A 22,133-nucleotide genomic window follows, 5' to 3' on the forward strand; every position below is an offset into this window, starting at 1 on the left:
CCTGTTTTCTCAAATTTTTATATCTAACAATTAAAATATTCATATACGTATATATATAAAAATATTTTGAGTATCTTTTATAAATATTACATTTAATGAAATCAGAATTATATTATCTGAAAAATTACATTTATATAACATTTTTAAAACACTTAAATCTATTAGTTTTTTAATAGTTACTGCTTAATCATATCAATTCTTGAGCAGCAGCCAGTCCATTCTAATCTGAATATCGTTGATAAATAATTTCCATATGTTTCATTCTTTCCTGGTCAATCCTCTTTTATAGTCATACTATCAATTTTTGTAAGCATCCAATAACGAAGTATATTGAAAAATCTCCAGACTAGACAACTCACTGATAGTTCCTAATCTGTAGATCTCTTATTTGCACTTTTCTTGTACAACTTTAGTACAGGGTAAATAGGACTCTAAAACCTCTTTGTTTACGAAAGTTTCCTCGTTTGGAAGACATTCTAGAAGATAGGATAGATAGTTCTCGCTATTTAATTGGTGACGTTTAGCTGTTTCCAACAAGCTCATAATAATAGCTATTGCTTTAGCTCCTTCAAAACTTTGAGAAAACAACTACCCTCGCTTTTTTTACTGAGTTCAGGCTAAAAAAGTCCACCGGACTCTCTTCTCTTACTCCGTCCCATAACCAATGATTTAATAGCACGTTCAGCTAGATTATTCGAAAGGACGAGATGTCCGTCTTTCAAAATCGTCTTAAAAATTTCTTCATACTTAAGGCTGTATTCAATCGCCCTCCCTAGTTTCGAACCCGGTAAAACTGACTGGCAGCGACACCAAGTAAAGAGGTCTTCCATTAAGGGCTAGAGCTTTTCTTGACGTTTCTGTAGTTGTTCATCAGCTGGCAATGTCTCCCAGTATCTTTCCAAGGCAAATAACTGATCACAATAAGCTACAGCTTTAGCCCTAATGATGATTTTTCCGCTTGCTTAGGGGGCGCTTCAATCTCTTTTAGCTCTTCCTGATAGTCAGAGCAAATACACTTCCTCTAAGTGATAATGCACTTCTTCTGAATCAAATTAAGCAAGAAGAACTTGACGTTTCCCTTTAACTTTCTTACGTTTGTAGGTGATTTCTTCTCTTTCAACTAGGAACATCTCCATCTTCCTCAAAAAGACTGAGTTATACAGAAGGGTAAACACTTTGCTCAGAAAATTTTCCATAGAGCTTTTACATCCTTTTATGTACTTGACAAAGTCAGCTTTACGTTCACCACAAAAGAGAAAGACTTGACCTGAGAAAGGATCCAATTCGAAGTGGGTTTTAACGAGATAAGCTAGTGAATCGATTCCTTGTAACATATCAGTTTTCCCACAAATAAGATATACCTGCCCTAGGCTAGATATATGATTTGTCATAGAGAAATACCTTATCCAAAAGCTGTTCTATCATTTCTAGATTGAAAAAATTAGTTCAAGCCGGCCAATACAAATTTTAATCAAAATATCATTTCTATTTTTAGAATCAAAACGACGAGATTGTAGAATCTCTACATAAACAATAAGTTATAACATTAAAATATTCTCCAATAGTTTTACTTTACTAATAGTATACAGGAGGAGTTCTCTGAATCATAGATACCTTGTTATAACCCGCTCACTTTCTAGGTTTAATTCAGTACAGTTGACAAAGAAGCAATCAAAAAGCAACGCTAGACACGTTGCTTTCTGATTTAAACATAGTTACTTGTATATCAACTTATTTTACTGATTTTATACAAATCACTTGTTATTGACTTCATAATCTACAAGTCGTTACTCTTCATCCTTCCGTTTTCGTGAAATGAGAAGTCCGCCAGTCATAGCTGCTAAAAGAGCTGCAATAAGTGACGTATTTGATTTCTCTGTTCCTGTATTTGGAAGTTGTCGATCTTTATTTATTGTAGTTACAGATTTTGGAGTTCCCTCTGACATTTCATTAGCACTGCCGTCCTTATGTGGCTGAGCTGGCATTTCTTCTGAAATACCATTCACACTACCTGTATAGGCTGGGACTTCTGCTGTTGGTGGAGTAATGACATTTCCTTCTCCGTCCGTACTGCTTGTGCCTACTGGATCTGTGTAGGCTGGAATCTCTACCGCTGGTGGAGTAATTAAGTTACCTTCTCCGTCTGTACTGCTGGTTCCTACTGGATCTGTGTAGGCTGGAATATCTACAGTTGGTGGCGTAATGACATTGCCCTCGCCATCCGTACTGCTTGTGCCCACTGGATCTGTGTAGGCTGGAATATCTACAGTTGGTGGTGTAATGACGTTTCCTTCTCCGTCCGTACTGCTTGTTCCTACTGGATCTGTGTAGGCTGGAATATCTACAGTTGGTGGCGTAATGACATTGCCCTCGCCATCCGTACTGCTTGTTCCTACTGGATCTGTGTAGGCTGGTTGACTTGGAGTTACTTCTGGAATACCGTTTACACCAAAGTCTTGGTTCACTAAGTCTGTTCCTGGAATTTGGTGACTGATTCCTGTTGTTGGGTCTGTCACGGTTGTTGTTCCGTCTTCTCCTACAGTGACTGTCTTATCTGGGTTCTTCGCTTTGACTTTGTCTTCCACTTGTTTTTTCTCTTCTGGAGTTAAGTGCGTTTTGTCTTTAACTGGAACTTTCTCGTCTGGTTTCACTGGGGTGAAATCTTGGTTGACCAAGTCACTTCCTGGAATTTGGTGACTGATGCCGGTTGTTGGATCTTTCAACGTTGCGGTGCCGTCTTCGCCTACAGTGACTTCCTTACCTGGGTTCTTCGCTTTGACTTTGTCTTCCACTTGTTTTTTCTCTTCTGGAGTTAAGTGGTCTTTGTCTTTGGCTGGAACTTTCTCGTCTGGTTTCACTGGAGTGAAGTCTTGGTTGACTAAGTCTGTTCCTGGAATTTGGTGACTGATGCCAGTTGTTGGGTCTGTCACGGTTGCGGTTCCGTCTTCCCCTACAGTGACGGTCTTATCTGGGTTCTTCGCTTTGACTTTGTCTTCCACTTGTTTTTTCTCTTCTGGAGTTAAGTGCGCTTTGTCTTTAACTGGAACTTTCTCGTCTGGTTTCACTGGGGTGAAATCTTGGTTAACCAAGTCACTTCCTGGAATTTGGTGACTGATGCCGGTTGTCGGATCTTTCAACGTTGCGGTGCCGTCTTCGCCTACAGTGACTTCCTTACCTGGGTTCTTCGCTTTGACTTTGTCTTCCACTTGTTTTTTCTCTTCTGGAGTTAAGTGCGCTTTGTCTTTAACTGGAACTTTCTCGTCTGGTTTCACTGGGGTGAATCCTTGGTTGACCAAGTCACTTCCTGGAATTTGGTGACTGATGCCGGTTGTTGGATCTTTCAACGTTGCGGTGCCGTCTTCGCCTACAGTGACTTCCTTACCTGGGTTCTTCGCTTTGACTTTGTCTTCCACTTGTTTTTTCTCTTCTGGAGTTAAGTGCGCTTTGTCTTTAACTGGAACTTTCTCGTCTGGTTTCACTGGGGTGAAATCTTGGTTGACCAAGTCACTTCCTGGAATTTGGTGACTGATGCCGGTTGTTGGATCTTTCAACGTTGCGGTGCCGTCTTCGCCTACAGTGACTTCCTTACCTGGGTTCTTCGCTTTGACTTTGTCTTCCACTTGTTTTTTCTCTTCTGGAGTTAAGTGCGTTTTGTCTTTAACTGGAACTTTCTCGTCTGGTTTCACTGGGGTGAATCCTTGGTTGACCAAGTCACTTCCTGGAATTTGGTGACTGATGCCGGTTGTTGGATCTTTCAACGTTGCAGTGCCGTCTTCGCCTACAGTGACTTCCTTACCTGGGTTCTTCGCTTTGACTTTGTCTTCCACTTGTTTTTTCTCTTCTGGAGTTAAGTGCGCTTTGTCTTTAACTGGAACTTTCTCGTCTGGTTTCACTGGGGTGAAATCTTGGTTGACCAAGTCACTTCCTGGAATTTGGTGACTGATGCCGGTTGTTGGATCTTTCAACGTTGCGGTGCCGTCTTCGCCTACAGTGACTTCCTTACCTGGGTTCTTCGCTTTGACTTTGTCTTCCACTTGTTTTTTCTCTTCTGGAGTTAAGTGCGTTTTGTCTTTAACTGGAACTTTCTCGTCTGGTTTCACTGGGGTGAAATCTTGGTTGACCAAGTCACTTCCTGGAATTTGGTGACTGATGCCGGTTGTTGGATCTTTCAACGTTGCGGTGCCGTCTTCGCCTACAGTGACTTCCTTACCTGGGTTCTTCGCTTTGACTTTGTCTTCCACTTGTTTTTTCTCTTCTGGAGTTAAGTGCGCTTTGTCTTTAACTGGAACTTTCTCGTCTGGTTTCACTGGGGTGAAATCTTGGTTGACCAAGTCACTTCCTGGAATTTGGTGACTGATGCCGGTTGTCGGATCTTTCAACGTTGCGGTGCCGTCTTCGCCTACAGTGACTTCCTTACCTGGGTTCTTCGCTTTGACTTTGTCTTCCACTTGTTTTTTCTCTTCTGGAGTTAAGTGCGCTTTGTCTTTAACTGGAACTTTCTCGTCTGGTTTCACTGGGGTGAATCCTTGGTTGACCAAGTCACTTCCTGGAATTTGGTGACTGATGCCGGTTGTTGGATCTTTCAACGTTGCGGTGCCGTCTTCGCCTACAGTGACTTCCTTACCTGGGTTCTTCGCTTTGACTTTGTCTTCCACTTGTTTTTTCTCTTCTGGAGTTAAGTGCGCTTTGTCTTTAACTGGAACTTTCTCGTCTGGTTTCACTGGGGTGAAATCTTGGTTGACCAAGTCACTTCCTGGAATTTGGTGACTGATGCCGGTTGTTGGATCTTTCAACGTTGCGGTGCCGTCTTCGCCTACAGTGACTTCCTTACCTGGGTTCTTCGCTTTGACTTTGTCTTCCACTTGTTTTTTCTCTTCTGGAGTTAAGTGCGTTTTGTCTTTAACTGGAACTTTCTCGTCTGGTTTCACTGGGGTGAATCCTTGGTTGACCAAGTCACTTCCTGGAATTTGGTGACTGATGCCGGTTGTTGGATCTTTCAACGTTGCGGTGCCGTCTTCGCCTACAGTGACTTCCTTACCTGGGTTCTTCGCTTTGACTTTGTCTTCCACTTGTTTTTTCTCTTCTGGAGTTAAGTGCGCTTTGTCTTTAACTGGAACTTTCTCGTCTGGTTTCACTGGGGTGAATCCTTGGTTGACCAAGTCGCTTCCTGGAATTTGGTGACTGATGCCGGTTGTTGGATCTTTCAACGTTGCAGTGCCGTCTTCGCCTACAGTGACTTCCTTACCTGGGTTCTTCGCTTTGACTTTGTCTTCCACTTGTTTTTTCTCTTCTGGAGTTAAGTGCGCTTTGTCTTTAACTGGAACTTTCTCGTCTGGTTTCACTGGGGTGAAATCTTGGTTGACCAAGTCACTTCCTGGAATTTGGTGACTGATGCCGGTTGTTGGATCTTTCAACGTTGCGGTGCCGTCTTCGCCTACAGTGACTTCCTTACCTGGGTTCTTCGCTTTGACTTTGTCTTCCACTTGTTTTTTCTCTTCTGGAGTTAAGTGCGTTTTGTCTTTAACTGGAACTTTCTCGTCTGGTTTCACTGGGGTGAAATCTTGGTTGACCAAGTCACTTCCTGGAATTTGGTGACTGATGCCGGTTGTTGGATCTTTCAACGTTGCGGTGCCGTCTTCGCCTACAGTGACTTCCTTACCTGGGTTCTTCGCTTTGACTTTGTCTTCCACTTGTTTTTTCTCTTCTGGAGTTAAGTGCGCTTTGTCTTTAACTGGAACTTTCTCGTCTGGTTTCACTGGGGTGAATCCTTGGTTGACCAAGTCGCTTCCTGGAATTTGGTGACTGATGCCGGTTGTTGGATCTTTCAACGTTGCAGTGCCGTCTTCGCCTACAGTGACTTCCTTACCTGGGTTCTTCGCTTTGACTTTGTCTTCCACTTGTTTTTTCTCTTCTGGAGTTAAGTGCGCTTTGTCTTTAACTGGAACTTTCTCGTCTGGTTTCACTGGGGTGAATCCTTGGTTGACCAAGTCACTTCCTGGAATTTGGTGACTGATGCCGGTTGTTGGATCTTTCAACGTTGCGGTGCCGTCTTCGCCTACAGTGACTTCCTTACCTGGGTTCTTCGCTTTGACTTTGTCTTCCACTTGTTTTTTCTCTTCTGGAGTTAAGTGCGTTTTGTCTTTAACTGGAACTTTCTCGTCTGGTTTCACTGGGGTGAAATCTTGGTTGACCAAGTCACTTCCTGGAATTTGGTGACTGATGCCGGTTGTTGGATCTTTCAACGTTGCGGTGCCGTCTTCGCCTACAGTGACTTCCTTACCTGGGTTCTTCGCTTTGACTTTGTCTTCCACTTGTTTTTTCTCTTCTGGAGTTAAGTGCGCTTTGTCTTTAACTGGAACTTTCTCGTCTGGTTTCACTGGGGTGAATCCTTGGTTGACCAAGTCGCTTCCTGGAATTTGGTGACTGATGCCGGTTGTTGGATCTTTCAACGTTGCAGTGCCGTCTTCGCCTACAGTGACTTCCTTACCTGGGTTCTTCGCTTTGACTTTGTCTTCCACTTGTTTTTTCTCTTCTGGAGTTAAGTGCGCTTTGTCTTTAACTGGAACTTTCTCGTCTGGTTTCACTGGGGTGAAATCTTGGTTGACCAAGTCACTTCCTGGAATTTGGTGACTGATGCCGGTTGTTGGATCTTTCAACGTTGCGGTGCCGTCTTCGCCTACAGTGACTTCCTTACCTGGGTTCTTCGCTTTGACTTTGTCTTCCACTTGTTTTTTCTCTTCTGGAGTTAAGTGCGTTTTGTCTTTAACTGGAACTTTCTCGTCTGGTTTCACTGGGGTGAAATCTTGGTTGACCAAGTCACTTCCTGGAATTTGGTGACTGATGCCGGTTGTTGGATCTTTCAACGTTGCGGTGCCGTCTTCGCCTACAGTGACTTCCTTACCTGGGTTCTTCGCTTTGACTTTGTCTTCCACTTGTTTTTTCTCTTCTGGAGTTAAGTGCGCTTTGTCTTTAACTGGAACTTTCTCGTCTGGTTTCACTGGGGTGAATCCTTGGTTGACCAAGTCGCTTCCTGGAATTTGGTGACTGATGCCGGTTGTTGGATCTTTCAACGTTGCAGTGCCGTCTTCGCCTACAGTGACTTCCTTACCTGGGTTCTTCGCTTTGACTTTGTCTTCCACTTGTTTTTTCTCTTCTGGAGTTAAGTGCGCTTTGTCTTTAACTGGAACTTTCTCGTCTGGTTTCACTGGGGTGAAATCTTTAGGCTGCGCTGTAACTATTTTTGGATCTGATGGTCTACTATCACCTTTCGTAGCTGTTGCTGTTACCTGACTTCTATCTTTAACACCTTCAGCTGGAATAAGGAGTTGCCCTGTACTTGAATCTACAGTTACACCTGCTGGTTTATCTGATGATGACCATGTTCCGTTTTTATCTTTGACTACTGTTACAGTTTTATTTTGTTCTTTCTCATCAGTGTAATTAACCGTGACTTTATCGGCATCCCCTGTTGGTGTCACTGTAACTGTTCCATCACTTGGTGCTATTGCCATTGGTGACGTTGGCTTAGAATCACGTACTTTGAAGACTTTAGATGCATCTAATCGATCTGTACTATCGTCTTTATAGGTCACAATCACATTATTACCATCAACTGTTACAGACTTAATTTTATCGCTAAAGGTTGGATTAGCTTGTTTTACAGCATTCTCAATTTGAGTCGCATCTGCATTGTCTAGTAATAACGGTGTTCCTGGAGCTTGCGCATCATATTTAAATGTTTGAGGTTTCCATACAAATCGAATACGTCCAGGAGCTCCTACATCATTAGCATGACCTACATGCTCATAGTTAGTATTTCCACTTGGATCTTCTGCAAATAAGTATCGTGAAATTTGCCCACTTTGTTCATTAAACTCACCCTTAGGAATCTCACCAGTTACCTTAAGAATAGCTGGAGAATTTTGACTTGCTGGCGTATCAGTGTGAATTTTAGTAGCCTTCAAGTAAAGTGCTGATCGAGTTTTCCCGTTCAAGTATGAATCTTCTGTACCTAGACCCTGTCTATTATCAGCAGCAAACGCTAGATGCAATTTAGAAATCTTACCAGAATTATCCCAAGCTTTCAGTGTAATATCGTTATTTTCCCCAGAATAAACATAAATCTCTTGTCTAGCTGGATTGTCATAAGGAATTTCAACTGTTGGTCTAATCTTATCGTTTGATTCAACTAACTTATCTCCAGATATTTGATGAGATATCCTTGATTTAGGATCAGTTACAGTAGCAGTACCATTACTTGATACTTGCACTTCTTTACCAGGGTTAGCATCTGAAACTTTTTTCTTAACCTGATTAACCTCATCCGGTGTTAAAGACGTTACTTTTGTAACAGGTGTCTTAGAAGGAACTTTTGGTGTGAAATCTTGGAAAGTAGCAACTTTAGCATCACTTGGTTGTGAGATATTTCCTGCTTCATCTGTTGCTTTAGCTGTAACATTACCTTTAGGAATTTCCTTAGTCGGATTGATAACCGCTTTACCATTTGCGTTCGCTACACCTCGTCCTAGTTCTTGACCGCCATGATCATATACAACAACAGATGCACCTGGTTCTGTATCTACTTCAATTTGAGTTCTAGTTCCAGCTTTATCCGTCAAGTTAGTTGGAATCGTTGGTTTACCTGGAGCTACATTATCTAGAACAACATTATCAGATGTTTTTGCAACACCTTTTTGCACAGATCCTCTACCTTGGTGATTGTAAGTAATATCTCCGTTACTTCCTACAGTTACTTCTGACTTATTGATACCTGGATTTGCTTTTTCATAGGCTGTTTTAACTCTCTCTTTATCTTCTGAAGTTAAACGATTAATATCTTTTACAGGTACTTTCTCTCCTTTATTTGCTAGTACATATTGACTAACCTCTTGAGATGACCTTATTCCTGAAGCTACCGTAATATCTTTATTTTCTGCAGTAGCTTGAATTCTATCTAGGGTTTCAAAGCTTGTACCTGAAGGTAATTCAAAGGTTACACTTCCATTTGCATTTGGTGAAATTCGTACATTCGCTGCATTTTCTAACGTCTTATAACGTCCAGAGCCTTCCTTTTCAATTTTAACTTTTTTCCCTTGAATAACCGCAGAGATAATATCTGTTCTGCCTTGTGGAGTAATAGTTACACTTGTTGATCCATGACTAGGTTGCTGAATAGTCAAAGCTTGCGGTGCAGGTACTGTTGCTTGTTTTGGAGCACTTGCATCTGTTGTATTATCACGATTATCAGTTGCTTTTGCTGTTACATTTCCATTTGGAATCGGTCTTGTAGGATTAATAGTAACTCGACCACTTTCATTTGCCGTACCTTCTCCCAATTCATGGCTTGAGTGATCGTAAAGTTTTACCTTAGATCCTGGGTCTGCTGATACAGTTATAGGTGTTTGAGTATCCGCCTTATCTACTAAGGATGTTTCTATTACTGGACGTTTTTGAATCGTATATGATGAAGCTACTTTATCTACTGAATTATCGGGATAAGTGATGGTAACATTCCCTTTTTCATCTACTGAATAAGTAGCCTGATCTAATAATGCTCTGTACGCTGCATCTGTATATGTTCTATTGTTTTTCTCTTTAATCGCCGCAATGATTTTCTCTTTTTCTGGAGTACTTACAGCATTTGGATTGTCTACTGTAATTTTTTTGTCAATAGAAATATCATATTTTTTCGCTACTTCAAGGACGTTAATGGTTGTGCTAACATTTGTACTTGAACCAGCATTATGGCGTCCATAATTAGCTGTTGTTGTCTTGCTTACAACATAATAATTAAGAACCGTTGGTCCTAGGGGCTGATCCATTGCAATCGTTCCACTAGTTTTTCCCGTACGAGCCGTTTCAGGGGTGGATTGAGCTGTTACTAAGAAACCGCCTGATTCTTCTAATCCTTTGACATGGCCTCTAGTATTTGGATTTGGCAAAAATTTTTCTAGATATTTTGCATAAGTAGAAACATTAACTTCGACATGATCTCCACGATATGCTGTAACCCATTCTTTATCCACTCCGATAGTAGCTCTTGCTTTACCTTCGGAAGAAACTTGTTTCGCTCCTCCATGACCTATTTGAGTTCTCGTAACTGTCACAGGGTCACTTTTTGCTGATTCTTTTCCTCCAACTGGAGTTGAAGTAGCTCTAATTTGCCCTTCAGGTAAACTATTTCTAGGATGTACCGTTGCATAGCCATCATTTCCAGCTTGAGCTTCTCCTATTAGCACATCATTATTATCATAAAGTTTTACTGTTGAACCTACTGGTGCTTTTACTCTTACTTCCGCAGGTATACTTGCTTTACCTGTTAAGTCACTCTCGATATGAGCTCCAGATGTTAATGGAGCCTCTACTACATTGACAGGTTTCCATCCCTCAAGACTTCCATAACCGCCTTCTTTCATGTTTGAAATAACAGAAGTTTGAGAGCCCACTTTCATATCACTATTCAATTTAAGATTAATGATAGAGTAAAACTTATTACTTGTATTATCTACTGAAGTAACAGTAGCTAGATTACTTTGAAGAGATTGCCATTGTTGGTTAATCGTAGTACGTCTAATTGCAACTTGATGCTCTTGATTATTCGTATCTCTATATTTCAAATACGCCATACCAGCATCATGTGGTACAAATAACTTAATATTACGTTGATTAGATGTAATCTCTCCTACAGGATGTCCCGGTGAGTGATCAATCCATGAACGTCCCAATGAAACATCCACATTCGTTGCTTCACTCTCTTTGCCATCAACACTTTGAGTTACTGTTATCTTATCTTTCGGTACAAGTTGTTCTCCAGTATCTGATAGATTACTATTTAAACCAGCATCTAGTGAAACAACCCAATGACCACTTCCATCAACTTTTGTCCTCTTAAAAGTATTTCCATTTTTCTTAACAGAAATAGTCGCTCCTGGTTTCCCAGTCCCTGATAATTGATTATCTGTTGACGGTACAGTCTGCATACGTACAGTATCGTTGGTTCGAGTATAGTTGTGGTTAACAGTAGGAGCGCCTACTGCATTGACATGGATACCTACAGCAGGGAAGTCTGAATTTCGACTTGTAATCGCCGCCTTACCACTTAAGCCAGAATTTTCAAGAGTATTCTGTACAATAGCGGTCGCAAAGCGAGCAAAAAGATTGTGATGTGTCCCTCTAGTAGTTACTTCATAGACTATTCTATCTGGCACAGCTCCACCAATAAGTCTGTAGTGACCAATAAACATCTTATAATTAGAGAAAGGCGTACTAGCAGGGCGTCCTCTGGAAATTTCTCTCTCTTCTAGTACACTACCACCAGCTCCACCTCTTTCTACTACACGAATATTTTCAATAGTATCATCTGATGTAACTGCAATACCAGCCCAAGCATGATTCTTATGAGCCGGACGGACAGCCACTCTCCAAATAGTACGATCACCATCAATGTCATAATGAAGATTTTCAAACTGTTTAACTCCATCACCACTGATAGTACCTGAGTCGAGATTTCCAGCTACAGAACGATCAATTGATCGAGCTGCATAATGAGCTATTCTAAACCCAGAATAACCTTTTTTCTTCTTATCAAGAACATCCTCTGTCGCCTCATCTACAAGATTACTTTTCGTATCTATCGGCAACAGTTTATTATCTTTGTTTGGCAGTTCTAGACTATTAGCTTCCTTATCTACCTTGTTTAAGCTTCTATCGGAAGCTGTCACAGTAGGTTTTGAGCTATCTCTAGAAGTTTCTTCTTTACGAACTTCAGTAGCAGCCTCATTCGTGCTCTTATCTTCTAGTAAAGAATCCTTAGCATTGCTACTTTCAGCCTGATTAGCAGTCTCGTCTACCGCTTCAGCAGAAGGCACCTTACTCTCTTCTTTCCGCTCAGGTTGACTAGCACTACTTTCTTGCTCTTTTAATGTTTCTATCAGCTTTCTAATTTTTAGAATATGTTGTTCAATATCCTCTGATTTAGCATCCTTATCAGAAAGCAAACGTTTGCTTTCATCAGTAAGCTGAAGAAGCTGATTAGACAATGGAGCAAGTTTGCTTTCTTTTACCTTAACTACAATATCTTTAAGCTCATCCATCACTTGAAGAAGGGCTGATTTATCAACAACTTTTGCAGTTTTTTCTTCCAAATTCCTTTCAGCAAGCTCTTGACTATCTGGCAAGGGTTCTTCCTTAGCCCTACTCCTACCCTCATCATTTAGGGTCTTCTCAGTCGTTGCTGTATCAGGGGATACAGATAGACTATCTGCTCTAGCTACTCCATTTGCAAAAAACAAGAGTGCAGCTACAGCTACACTGGCAGCACCAAAATGGTACTTTCTAATCGAATAGCGAAAAACTTTTTCACCATTCCTATTATTCTTATGTCCAAACATAAATTTTTCCTTTCTATTTTTAAAATGACATAACTATATATATTTTATCATAATAAATCGATATAGTAAAATGATATCTATAATAAATAATTAACAACTATATAGTATTTTTATAACGAAGCAGTTCCTAGAATAGTAAGATTTTCTTTGAAAAAAGAGCGATTAATACATGACAAAAAATCTTTAAACTATTGATTCCTGTATGGATAAAATAAGTTCCACCGCTTGCATATATATATATATATATATATGCAAGCGGTGGAATTACTCTCTATGTATGAATTTGTATATTTACTAACCAGGACTAGACTATAAAATTTTAGCAGCTTGATTTTTACAAAAATAGCAATTATCCTTATTAAAGAAATATCAGAAAATTTAATATAAAAACATCAAATGCATCAAATCAATTTATGACAAACACACCTTATATTCATGTAGATTACAGCATACTATAGACGATAAAACCTCAATTCAAGAAAAAATAAAAAAACTTCTCATCTATTACACTCATCTAACTGAAGCGCATAAAAGACATATTGTAATCGATCTTTATAGATGATACTCAATGAAAATAGAAGAGTATGAGCAATATGAAAACACTATATCATATTTAAGTTGCAATAGTATAACACGACTTCTAAAACATTGTTAGGAATTATTTTGGACTATCCTAGATTCAATTCATTATCTTCCAATCTACTATAATAAACTTATCCCCAATGAAAATCAAAGAGCAAACTAGGAAGCTAGCCGCAGACTACTCAAAGTATAGCTTTGAGGTTGCAGATAAGGCTGACGTGGGTTGAAGAGTATAAAAAGGCTGCCCAATCGGACAACCTTTCTATGCCATTAGTATAAATCTAAATAGTTATCAATTTCCCATTGTGAAACGAAGGTTGCATAACTTGCCCATTCGATTCGTTTGGCTTCAAGGAAACTAGTATAGATATGTTCTCCAAGAGCCGCTCTGACAACTTCATCTTCAGTCAAAGCCTTCAAAGCGTTGTGAAGGGTTGATGGAAGGTCTGTAATGCCAGCTTCCTTACGCTCTTCTGCTGTCATAATGTAGATATTTTCTTCGATAGGAGCTGGTGCTTCGATTTTATTTTCAATACCATGCAAACCAACTTCCAAAAGAACCGCCATAGCGATGTATGGGTTAGCCATTGGATCCACTGAACGCAACTCAAGACGAGTTCCCATACCACGTGAAGCAGGCACGCGCACAAGTGGCGAACGGTTACGACCAGCCCAAGCAATGTAAACAGGCGCTTCATAACCTGGAACCAAACGTTTGTATGAGTTAACGGTTGGATTCATGATGGCAGTATAGTTGTAAGCATGCTTGATCAAACCGCCAAGGAAATGATAGGCCGTTTCTGACAACTGCATTCCTTTTGGATCATTTGGATCAAAGAAGGCATTGTTTCCTTCTGCATCAAACAGGGACATATTACAGTGCATACCTGACCCAGCAATACCAAATTTTGGTTTGGCCATAAAGGTTGCATAAAGCCCGTGTTTGCGAGCAATGGTTTTAACAACAAGTTTAAAGATTTGAATCTTATCACAAGCACGGAGAACTTCATCGTACTTGAAGTCAATTTCATGCTGTCCAACCGCAACCTCGTGGTGACTCGCTTCTACTTCAAATCCCATTTTAGTCAAGACATTGACAATCTCACGGCGTGTATTGTCCGCAAGGTCAGTAGGCGCCAAATCAAAGTAGCCACCCTTGTCATTTACTTCAAGTGTTGGGTCACCATTTTCATCTAGTTTAAATAAGAAGAATTCTGGCTCTGGACCAAGGTTGAAGGATTTGAATCCTACTTCTTCCATGTGACGAAGAGCACGTTTCAAATTGCCACGAGGGTCACCTGCAAATGGTTCACCTTCTGTTGTGTAGACATCACAGATCAAACCTGCAACACTTCCATTTTCATCTCCCCACGGGAAGACTGTCCATGTATCCAAGTCTGGGTACAAGTACATATCTGACTCATTGATACGTACAAAACCTTCAATAGAAGATCCATCAAACATAGCCTTATTTGACAAGACCTTATCTAATTGTTCATCTGTAGCAGGAATTTCGACGTTTTTCATGGTTCCCAAAATATCTGAGAACATGAGACGGATAAAGGTAACATTTTTTTCCTTGACTTCACGACGAATATCTGCAGCTTTGATTGGCATGAGTTTTCTCCTTAATCTATGACTACTTGCGGTTGTCTAACCGCGACCAAAAGGTGATCGTACTGAAGCAAAACGCCCCTGTTGGAGAAGTTCATTGTGAAGTGCACGACGCACCTCAGTCTGACTCACCACTTTCTTGGACTTCGCTTCACGTTCAGCATATTTTTTCTTAATAGCAGCGATATTATAACCTTCTGAGATATAATCTTTGATTTCAAGCAGACGATCCATGTCATTCAAGGAATACATGCGACGATTCCCTTCATTTCGATCAGGTTTAATCAACTCTTGATCTTCATAATAACGAATCTGACGAGCCGATAGATCAGTCAACTTCATAACACTGCCAATAGGAAAAACAGCCATGTTTCGGCGAAATTCTTTTTCCTTCATTTACAATTTCCTTCTTTCTGTCTATTATAGTCTAAAAAAAGACAAACGTCAATTGATAATGTTATAAAATGTAACATTATTTTTCTTTTTTCTCTAAAAAGAGTCGAATACGGTCAATATCGTAATTTACGAGAATTGCAACAAAAACTCCCATGAAAGTTTCCGATACACGAGCAAATACGTACAAAATTGTCTCTCCGCTCGGAATCGATAGGGTAATGATTAACATGGCCGCTACACCGCCAATAACGCCCGCTTTGTTATTCATGGCCACATTTGTCATAATGGTTAACATGGTGCAGATTGGAACAACTACTAAAGTTACCCAAAAAGCTTCATGGAAAAAGCCATTTAATAGGAAGAAGACCAGAGCATAGAAGCCACCGATACTATTTCCTAGAATGCGCGAAGTCCCAAAATGAACACTCTTATCAAAACTCTCCCTCAAGCTAAAAACGGCTGTCAAAGCACCGATTTGAAGACCTTTCCAGCCAAAAAAGCCAAAAATTAAGAGAACTAGAAAAACAGCAATACCTGTTTTAAAAGTTCGCATACCAAGTTTGAACTGGGATTTATCGAATTTATATTTTTTAAAATAACTCATAATCTCAACTTTCTATTTCCATTTTATCATAAATCGGTGATTTTTATGAGTAATAGTTGAGAGGAAGCGTTTTTATTTCAAGCAAAAGAAAAGAGGAACTTTCATCCCTCTCTTCTTTGATTCATTTATGAAATCTTATTTTTCTGTCAAGGCTGCAAGACCTGGAAGAACTTTACCTTCAAGAAGTTCCATTGATGCTCCACCACCAGTAGAGATCCATGAGAACTTGTCTGCACGTCCAAGGTTGATCGCTGCGGCAGCTGAGTCACCACCACCGATGATTGATTTAACACCTGGTTGTTTCACGATAGCGTCCATCACACCGATTGTACCAGCTTGGAAGTCTGGGTTTTCAAATACACCCATAGGTCCGTTCCATACAACTGTTTTAGCACCAGTCAAAGCTTCGTCAAATTTAGCGATAGATTTTGGACCGATGTCAAGACCAAGGAAGCCTTCAGAAACTGCTTCACCTTCAGTGTCACGTACTTCAGTGTAACCAGCAAATGCGTTAGCTTCTTTTGAGTCAACTGGCAAGATCAATTTACCGTTTGCTTTTTCAAGAAGAGCTTTCGCAACATCCAATTTGTCTTCTTCTACAAGTGAGTTACCGATTTCGATACCTTGTGCTTTGTAGAATGTGTAAGTCATACCACCACCGATAAGGACTTTATCAGCTTTTTCAAGCAAGTTTTCGATAACACCGATCTTGTCTGAAACTTTTGAACCACCAAGGATAGCTACAAATGGACGTTCTGGAGTTTCAACTGCTTCTTGGATGTAGGCAATTTCGTTTTCAAGAAGGAAACCAGCAACTGCTTTTTCAACGTTTGCTGAGATACCAACGTTAGATGCGTGTGCACGGTGAGCTGTACCGAATGCATCGTTTACGAAGATACCATCTCCAAGTGATGCCCAGTATTTACCAAGTTCAGGATCGTTTTTAGATTCTTTTTTGCCGTCAACATCTTCGTAACGAGTGTTTTCAACCAAAAGAACTTGTCCATCTTCAAGAGCGTTGATTGCTGCTTCCAATTCAGCACCACGAGTGACACCAGGGAAAACAACGTCTTGACCCAATTTAGCAGCCAAGTCAGCAGCTACAGGAGCAAGTGATTTACCAGCTTTATCAGCTTCTTCTTTCACACGTCCAAGGTGAGAGAAAAGAATTGCACGTCCACCTTGTTCGATGATGTACTTAATAGTTGGAAGAGCTGCTGTGATACGGTTGTCATTAGTGATTACGCCATCTTTCAATGGTACGTTGAAATCCACACGAACGAGGACTTTTTTACCTTTCAAGTCAACGTCTTTAACAGTAAGTTTTGCCATGTTACAAAAACCCCTTTATTTATTTTATTCGAAACTATTATATCACACTTTGGAAATATAAGGAAAGATTTCACAAGATTTTTCGATATTTAATCTTCCTCTTCTTTTTTCTGTTTCAATGTCAAGGCTAAACTAGCGAGACCAAGGCTGGCTAATCCTGCTATTAGGACTTCGTTTGTATCAACAGTCCCTGTATTTGGTAATTGGGCGCTTGCTTCTTCTGATTTAACTGCTGTATTTTGGGCTGGTTTTTCTTGTGTAGGCGCTACTGATGGTTCAGTTTTTACTTTTGTGCCAATTTCAACAATTTCTGGAATCGCTTCTTGGATGACTTCTGTTGAACGAAGGCGACGCTGACCGTTTTCATCAACTTCAAATACATGTCTTAATAGACCATCTCGTCCCTGTATGATGACCCGTTGTTCCCCAACTAGCATCTCAGCATTTTCATGTTCTTGACGGTCAAAGGCAATCTTTTCCTCTTGGACTTCCAATTTAGGAGCCTTTTGTTGGTCAGACGCTGGTTGAGCTGGTTGTTTAGAAGGTTTTGGAAGGTCTGTGTTTTGTGGTGCTGGATTGGCAGGGATGAGACCAATACCTACTTCTACGATTTCAGGACTTGCTTCTTTCAAAACTTCTGTAGAGCGAAGAGTACGATTGCCTTGACTATCTACTTCAATCAAGCGACGAATTTGTCCCTCAACCCCTGCTTGAACAAGTTGACGTTGACCAACTGGGAGATTTGGAGTTAGACGTTCTTGGTGTTCGAAGGCAATACTTGTCTCTTCAACTTCTAATTTCGGAGTATTCACAACCAAATTCTTGACACCTTCAGTTGGTTCCTTACTTGAAAGAACTTTTGTTCCAATCTCAGTAATTTCTGGAACAGCTTCTTTCAAAACTTCTGTAGCGCGAAGCGTACGATTGCCTTGACTATCTACTTCAATCAAGCGACGAATTTGTCCCTCAACTCCTGCTTGGACAAGTTGACGTTGACCTTTAAAAAGACTTGCATTTGGGCGCTCTTGATGTTCGAAGGCTATTGTTTCAGTTTCCACAACTAGTCCAGAGAGGGCTTCAACTGTTGGGGCTACTTCATTTGGATCCTGGCTACCAACGTGATGGCTTTCTGCTGCAGGAGCTAGTTTCTTATTCAGCTGTTCTTTCATGTCCGCAAAAGCTTGTGGAGTTGGTGCTTGTGATACCAACAAAGCCTCTGCTTGCGCAATTAGTTCTGATTTAGGATATTTTTCGCGGATGGATTCGAGTAAACTTTCTAATTCTTTCCTAGCAGCCTCATAACGCTGATTGCCATCCAAGTCTGCGCCTGCTTGTTTCAATTCATTCAAAGCCTGATTAACGTCTTCTTGACTGGCACTGTGATTTTCTGCAACAGCTTTTGCTCCATTGAGCTTCTCTACTAGCGTCGCTTGTTTGTCCTCACTGGAGAAGGTATAAGCAACCGTTGACTGACGACCTTGGACAGCAGTAATTTCTTGTTTGAGGTACTCATCGTTAACTGCAGCCTTTGGAGATACCAAAACATCAAAGTTAACTTTATGACCTTGGTAACGAAGCGTCAAGGTTTGACGACCAGTCTTTTGAGCATCGTAACCAGTAATTTCAACTCCCTCATCAGCAAAGGAATGTTCTTCCATGGTGTCATTGCTATAAGCCACTGCAAAGCGTCCTTCAGACAAGTCTAAGCTATCACCAACTAGGTAATCTTTTTTCGGCTCCTGACTTACTTCAATTCCCAAAATAGTTTTCGGACTTGCTTCATCTTGACTAGTAACAGTCACTGATAAATTAGCATGTACCGGTTGCCCCAAATATTGTAAAGTAAGATCTTGTTCTCCCTTATGATGCGTATCAAAGCCTGATACTGATACACCTGCGTGAGTTAGGCGAATGAGTTCGTCCTCAGCTCCTCCTTCATACTGAACTCGAAGAACACCACCTCTAAGGTCCAAATCCTCCCCTTCGGCGTAGCTTGTTTTCTTAGGTCCTGTTTCTAGGCTGACTGACTTGATTCTTCTGTCATCTTTTGGAACGGAAACTGCTAGGACATTACTAATTTCCTTGCCTGGCAACTGGGTACGATAGTAAAGAAGACCAGATTGATTTGTCAAATTCAATGGTGCACTTGCTAGGTCCCCTCCAACTTCGCTCTTCAAGGTTGCAAGCGGAGTTGGAGAATTTGGATTGTCATAAACGGTAATGGTTGCTCCAGCTGGTACATCCGCAAAGCCAACTTGTACCTTGTTATTGCCTAGAGAACGGACTGCAACCTTGGCCATTGGAATATTGACACTTTCAGTATCAAGCTTTTCATACATTTTCCAGTTATAGATGCGAATAGCCTTCCATGGAGTTCCATTGTCAGAAGTGACAACATTCAAGCGCCAATCTTGAGCTGTGATTGGTTTATCAAGGGTAATATCTGTAACATGGGCTTTATTGCCACGAACTTCCTTAGCCAACTTCCATTGACCATCCGCATCTTTATAATAAAGGTCGAAGTCTTTGGTGTTCATCAAACCGTCGTTTACAGATTCTCCACCAGCTCCAGCATGGTCCATCACCCATCTAACAACTGTACGTGGTTGGGTCAAACGAATATCCACACTACCACTTAATTGTCCAGAAGACCACTTGTCAGACAGACTGGTAATGGTACCATTCAACATACCTTCAATACCTTCTCCACCTTCAGTCTTAGGGAAAGTACTATCAATAACTGTCGCACCTGGAACGATATTTTCAGCTAGTGGTTTTGGTAGACTGGTATCTTTGACAGTCATGCCCCAATCAAAGGTTGTGGTTGCGGCTTCTGAACGAACCCCATTTTTACCAACTGCTACAACCTTCAGTTCTTGAGTTGTACCTTGAGCACTTGCTGAACGGCTAACTTTTGCTAGATAAATAGTTGTAGAAGATGAGCCAGTTAGTAATTTCCAGCTGCCCCCATCTTTTTCGTAAACTTCATAGAAATCTGCATCCTTGTTGCCTTTAAATTGCACAACTGCTTCCGCTTCTTGGGCATTTTTTAGGACTTGTTTGGCTACAGCTACTGTGGTTGGTGCCTGAGGAGTATCTTGATTATTGCTGATGGTCAATTGCCCCAGGTTAAATTGATAGCCTTTTAAGTCTTTGTCATTTTCAAAATAGAGTTTAATACCGTAAATTGTTTTACCTGCCAAGGCACTCAAATCAAAATCATCGGTAGTCCAGTTATCTGAAACTGTCAATTCTTTACGGGCAGCTTCATCACCGTAGGTATAATCTTTCTTGGTTGCAAATTCTACATAAACCTTGGTCCCTTTGCCTCCTTTGTGGGCAACATGCAATTTGGTTGTATCTGTCACCTTCAAGCGAGTAGAATACAAATTCACATCTTGCTTGGTCGCACCTGAAAGATCCCCTGCAAATTTGAGAGAAGTTCCACCATTATAAGCATCTTCAAAATCATAGCTTGCTTTCAACTTATCACCAGTTGATTTTTGCCACCAGCGCCATGTCGGAAGAACACCTGAAACTGAACGGTAATTCCACTCAGAATCCTTAGAAACCTTACCATCTACGAACCATTTTCTACCATGACCTGTATTAAAAGAAGTAGTAAAAGTATTACCTACTGCTGGCGTGCGGTCCGCAACTAGATTAGCAATACCATACCAATCTTTGTCACCTGGTTTTTGACCAGTAGGATCACCTTGGTAGCCTGTAAAGAAGATATCTTCATTCTTATGGTAATCTTCACCAGTTTTTCCTAAACTTGTAATGGTATCTGGGGCAAACAAACCAAGAGAAAGGCGCAATTTTCCATTTTCATCTAAAATGTCATTCCACTTAACCTTTGTCTTGTAGGAACCACCCTGTTGCAATTCCAAACCTGCAAATACATCATAAGGGTTACGACCAATCCAGTTGGCAGTTGCAATAGTGTAATCATTTTTAGCCTTATCCCAGTTAAAGTTAGCAAAGAAGTTATCTGCTGGAACCTTATCCCCTTCTGGTTGCATGAATTGGTAGTTGTATTCTCCCAAACCATCTTGGTGGTAACGTCCATAGTTATAGGTCATAGCATCGTACCAAGAATACTTGATTGGATGGTTTACCTTAGCAGCATATTCCTTGGTATAGAGCATAAACTGGCGCATCTTTTCTCCAAGAGGTTCAACCAAATTCCCAGTCGTTTCTTGGTTGATGAAATAGCCATCATATCCATAATACTTGGCCATATCCACCAATTTACGGGCAATTGGGAAGCTACCATCTGGGTCTTGCTTCAAAGCTTCAGCAAATCTTTCTTGATCTGCAATACTATTAGACCAGTTGAAGAAAAGTGTACCATATACAGGAACCCCGTTACGGTGACCTGCATCAATAATGTCAGGAGTTGGTACGAGACCTTCCCAGAAGACCATTGAATCTAGATATTGCCAATAGTCAAAAGCATAAGCCTTGAACTCTTCTCCACCAACAGAAGCATGGTCTTTTGCTTTAGAATTGGTGTTTGATAGAGCTTGAACTTTTGCTTCCTTACTAGCTTTTTCATTGACCAAATGACCTGTTCGACGTGAAGCAAGGGCGACAGACCCGCGGTTAATAGCATCATCTTCACGAGCTCCTGGTTCCCATTTCAACAAATCTTCCCAAGAATTAAATTTGATTTCCTTTGGTTTTAATGTTTTTTCTGTATTTTTAGGGACATCTGGCTGGACTTCTTTTTCAGTCTTATTAGCTTCTGCTGCTGGCTTAGACTCATCTCCTTGGCTAGTTGCTTCAGGCTTTGCTTCCGTTTCCTTGTCAGACTTTGGTTTTGATGTGGCAGATGGTGTTTCTGCAACCACCTCACTTGGTTTTTCCTCTGGTTTAGCTACGCTTACTGCCTCTGCAGTTTCAGTAGTTGCAGCTTCATTGCTTGCTGGCGAAGCAGTTTCAGATACTGTCTCTGCTCCTTCTGCCTTTTCTAGCTTGTTTTCTCCAGTACGTTCCCCTTCATTCTGCTTGTCGGCTTCACTAGTTGGATGCCCACTCTCTCCTGAAACAAGTTCTGTATTAGCTCCGCTATTTTCAGGAACTGCAGTTTCTTCTGCCAAGGCTGGACCAGCAAATAAAACAGCCCCAATCATCAGGGAGCAGGCTCCTACTGATAACTTACGAATACTGTAACGACAACGTCTTTCAAAAAATGAATTCTTCATTTTCTC

At 40.8% G+C, this 22,133-nt stretch carries 7 protein-coding genes and 1 pseudogene; all 8 read right to left on the bottom strand.

What is annotated here, in order from left to right; all coding sequences use genetic code 11:
• Positions 1-384 precede the first annotated feature (384 nt).
• Positions 385-985: pseudogene (locus ACORHU_RS08575) on the bottom strand (IS66 family transposase); the annotation flags it as partial.
• Positions 986-1,052: 67 nt separating this feature from the next.
• Positions 1,053-1,334, bottom strand: coding sequence for an IS66 family insertion sequence element accessory protein TnpB (gene tnpB / locus ACORHU_RS08580; RefSeq protein WP_434364336.1), 282 nt, complete (start codon positions 1,332-1,334; stop codon positions 1,053-1,055).
• A gap of 453 nt (positions 1,335-1,787) precedes the next feature.
• Positions 1,788-12,389: an Ig-like domain-containing protein gene (locus tag ACORHU_RS08585; RefSeq protein ID WP_434364338.1), complete on the bottom strand. Its 10,602-nt coding sequence runs from the start codon at positions 12,387-12,389 to the stop codon at positions 1,788-1,790.
• An 852-nt stretch (positions 12,390-13,241) separates the two neighbouring features.
• Entirely contained in the window at positions 13,242-14,588 is a 1,347-nt protein-coding gene (glnA, locus tag ACORHU_RS08590) for a type I glutamate--ammonia ligase (RefSeq protein ID WP_049540996.1), read from the bottom strand.
• A gap of 36 nt (positions 14,589-14,624) precedes the next feature.
• Entirely contained in the window at positions 14,625-14,981 is a 357-nt protein-coding gene (glnR, locus tag ACORHU_RS08595) for a transcriptional repressor GlnR (protein ID WP_000659551.1), read from the bottom strand.
• A gap of 76 nt (positions 14,982-15,057) precedes the next feature.
• Positions 15,058-15,585: an FUSC family protein gene (locus ACORHU_RS08600; protein WP_000119911.1), complete on the bottom strand. Its 528-nt coding sequence runs from the start codon at positions 15,583-15,585 to the stop codon at positions 15,058-15,060.
• Positions 15,586-15,720: 135 nt separating this feature from the next.
• Positions 15,721-16,917, bottom strand: coding sequence for a phosphoglycerate kinase (locus tag ACORHU_RS08605; RefSeq protein WP_001096743.1), 1,197 nt, complete (start codon positions 16,915-16,917; stop codon positions 15,721-15,723).
• An 89-nt stretch (positions 16,918-17,006) separates the two neighbouring features.
• Positions 17,007-22,127 carry an endo-beta-N-acetylglucosaminidase gene (locus ACORHU_RS08610; protein WP_434364343.1) on the bottom strand — a complete coding sequence of 1,707 codons (5,121 nt, stop codon included), beginning with the start codon at positions 22,125-22,127 and terminating at the stop codon, positions 17,007-17,009.
• Positions 22,128-22,133 lie beyond the last annotated feature (6 nt).

Origin of the sequence: Streptococcus sp. KHUD_015 (assembly GCF_051106265.1) — a bacterium.
GTDB lineage: Bacteria > Bacillota > Bacilli > Lactobacillales > Streptococcaceae > Streptococcus.

What these genes read in the sequence shown, in the direction of transcription:
- tnpB (WP_434364336.1), bottom strand. Translation starts at nt 1,334, where the DNA reads ATGTTACAAGGAATCGATTCACTAGCTTATCTCGTTAAAACCCACTTC.
- ACORHU_RS08585 (WP_434364338.1), bottom strand. Translation starts at nt 12,389, where the DNA reads ATGTTTGGACATAAGAATAATAGGAATGGTGAAAAAGTTTTTCGCTAT.
- glnA (WP_049540996.1), bottom strand. Translation starts at nt 14,588, where the DNA reads ATGCCAATCAAAGCTGCAGATATTCGTCGTGAAGTCAAGGAAAAAAAT.
- glnR (WP_000659551.1), bottom strand. Translation starts at nt 14,981, where the DNA reads ATGAAGGAAAAAGAATTTCGCCGAAACATGGCTGTTTTTCCTATTGGC.
- ACORHU_RS08600 (WP_000119911.1), bottom strand. Translation starts at nt 15,585, where the DNA reads ATGAGTTATTTTAAAAAATATAAATTCGATAAATCCCAGTTCAAACTT.
- ACORHU_RS08605 (WP_001096743.1), bottom strand. Translation starts at nt 16,917, where the DNA reads ATGGCAAAACTTACTGTTAAAGACGTTGACTTGAAAGGTAAAAAAGTC.
- ACORHU_RS08610 (WP_434364343.1), bottom strand. Translation starts at nt 22,127, where the DNA reads ATGAAGAATTCATTTTTTGAAAGACGTTGTCGTTACAGTATTCGTAAG.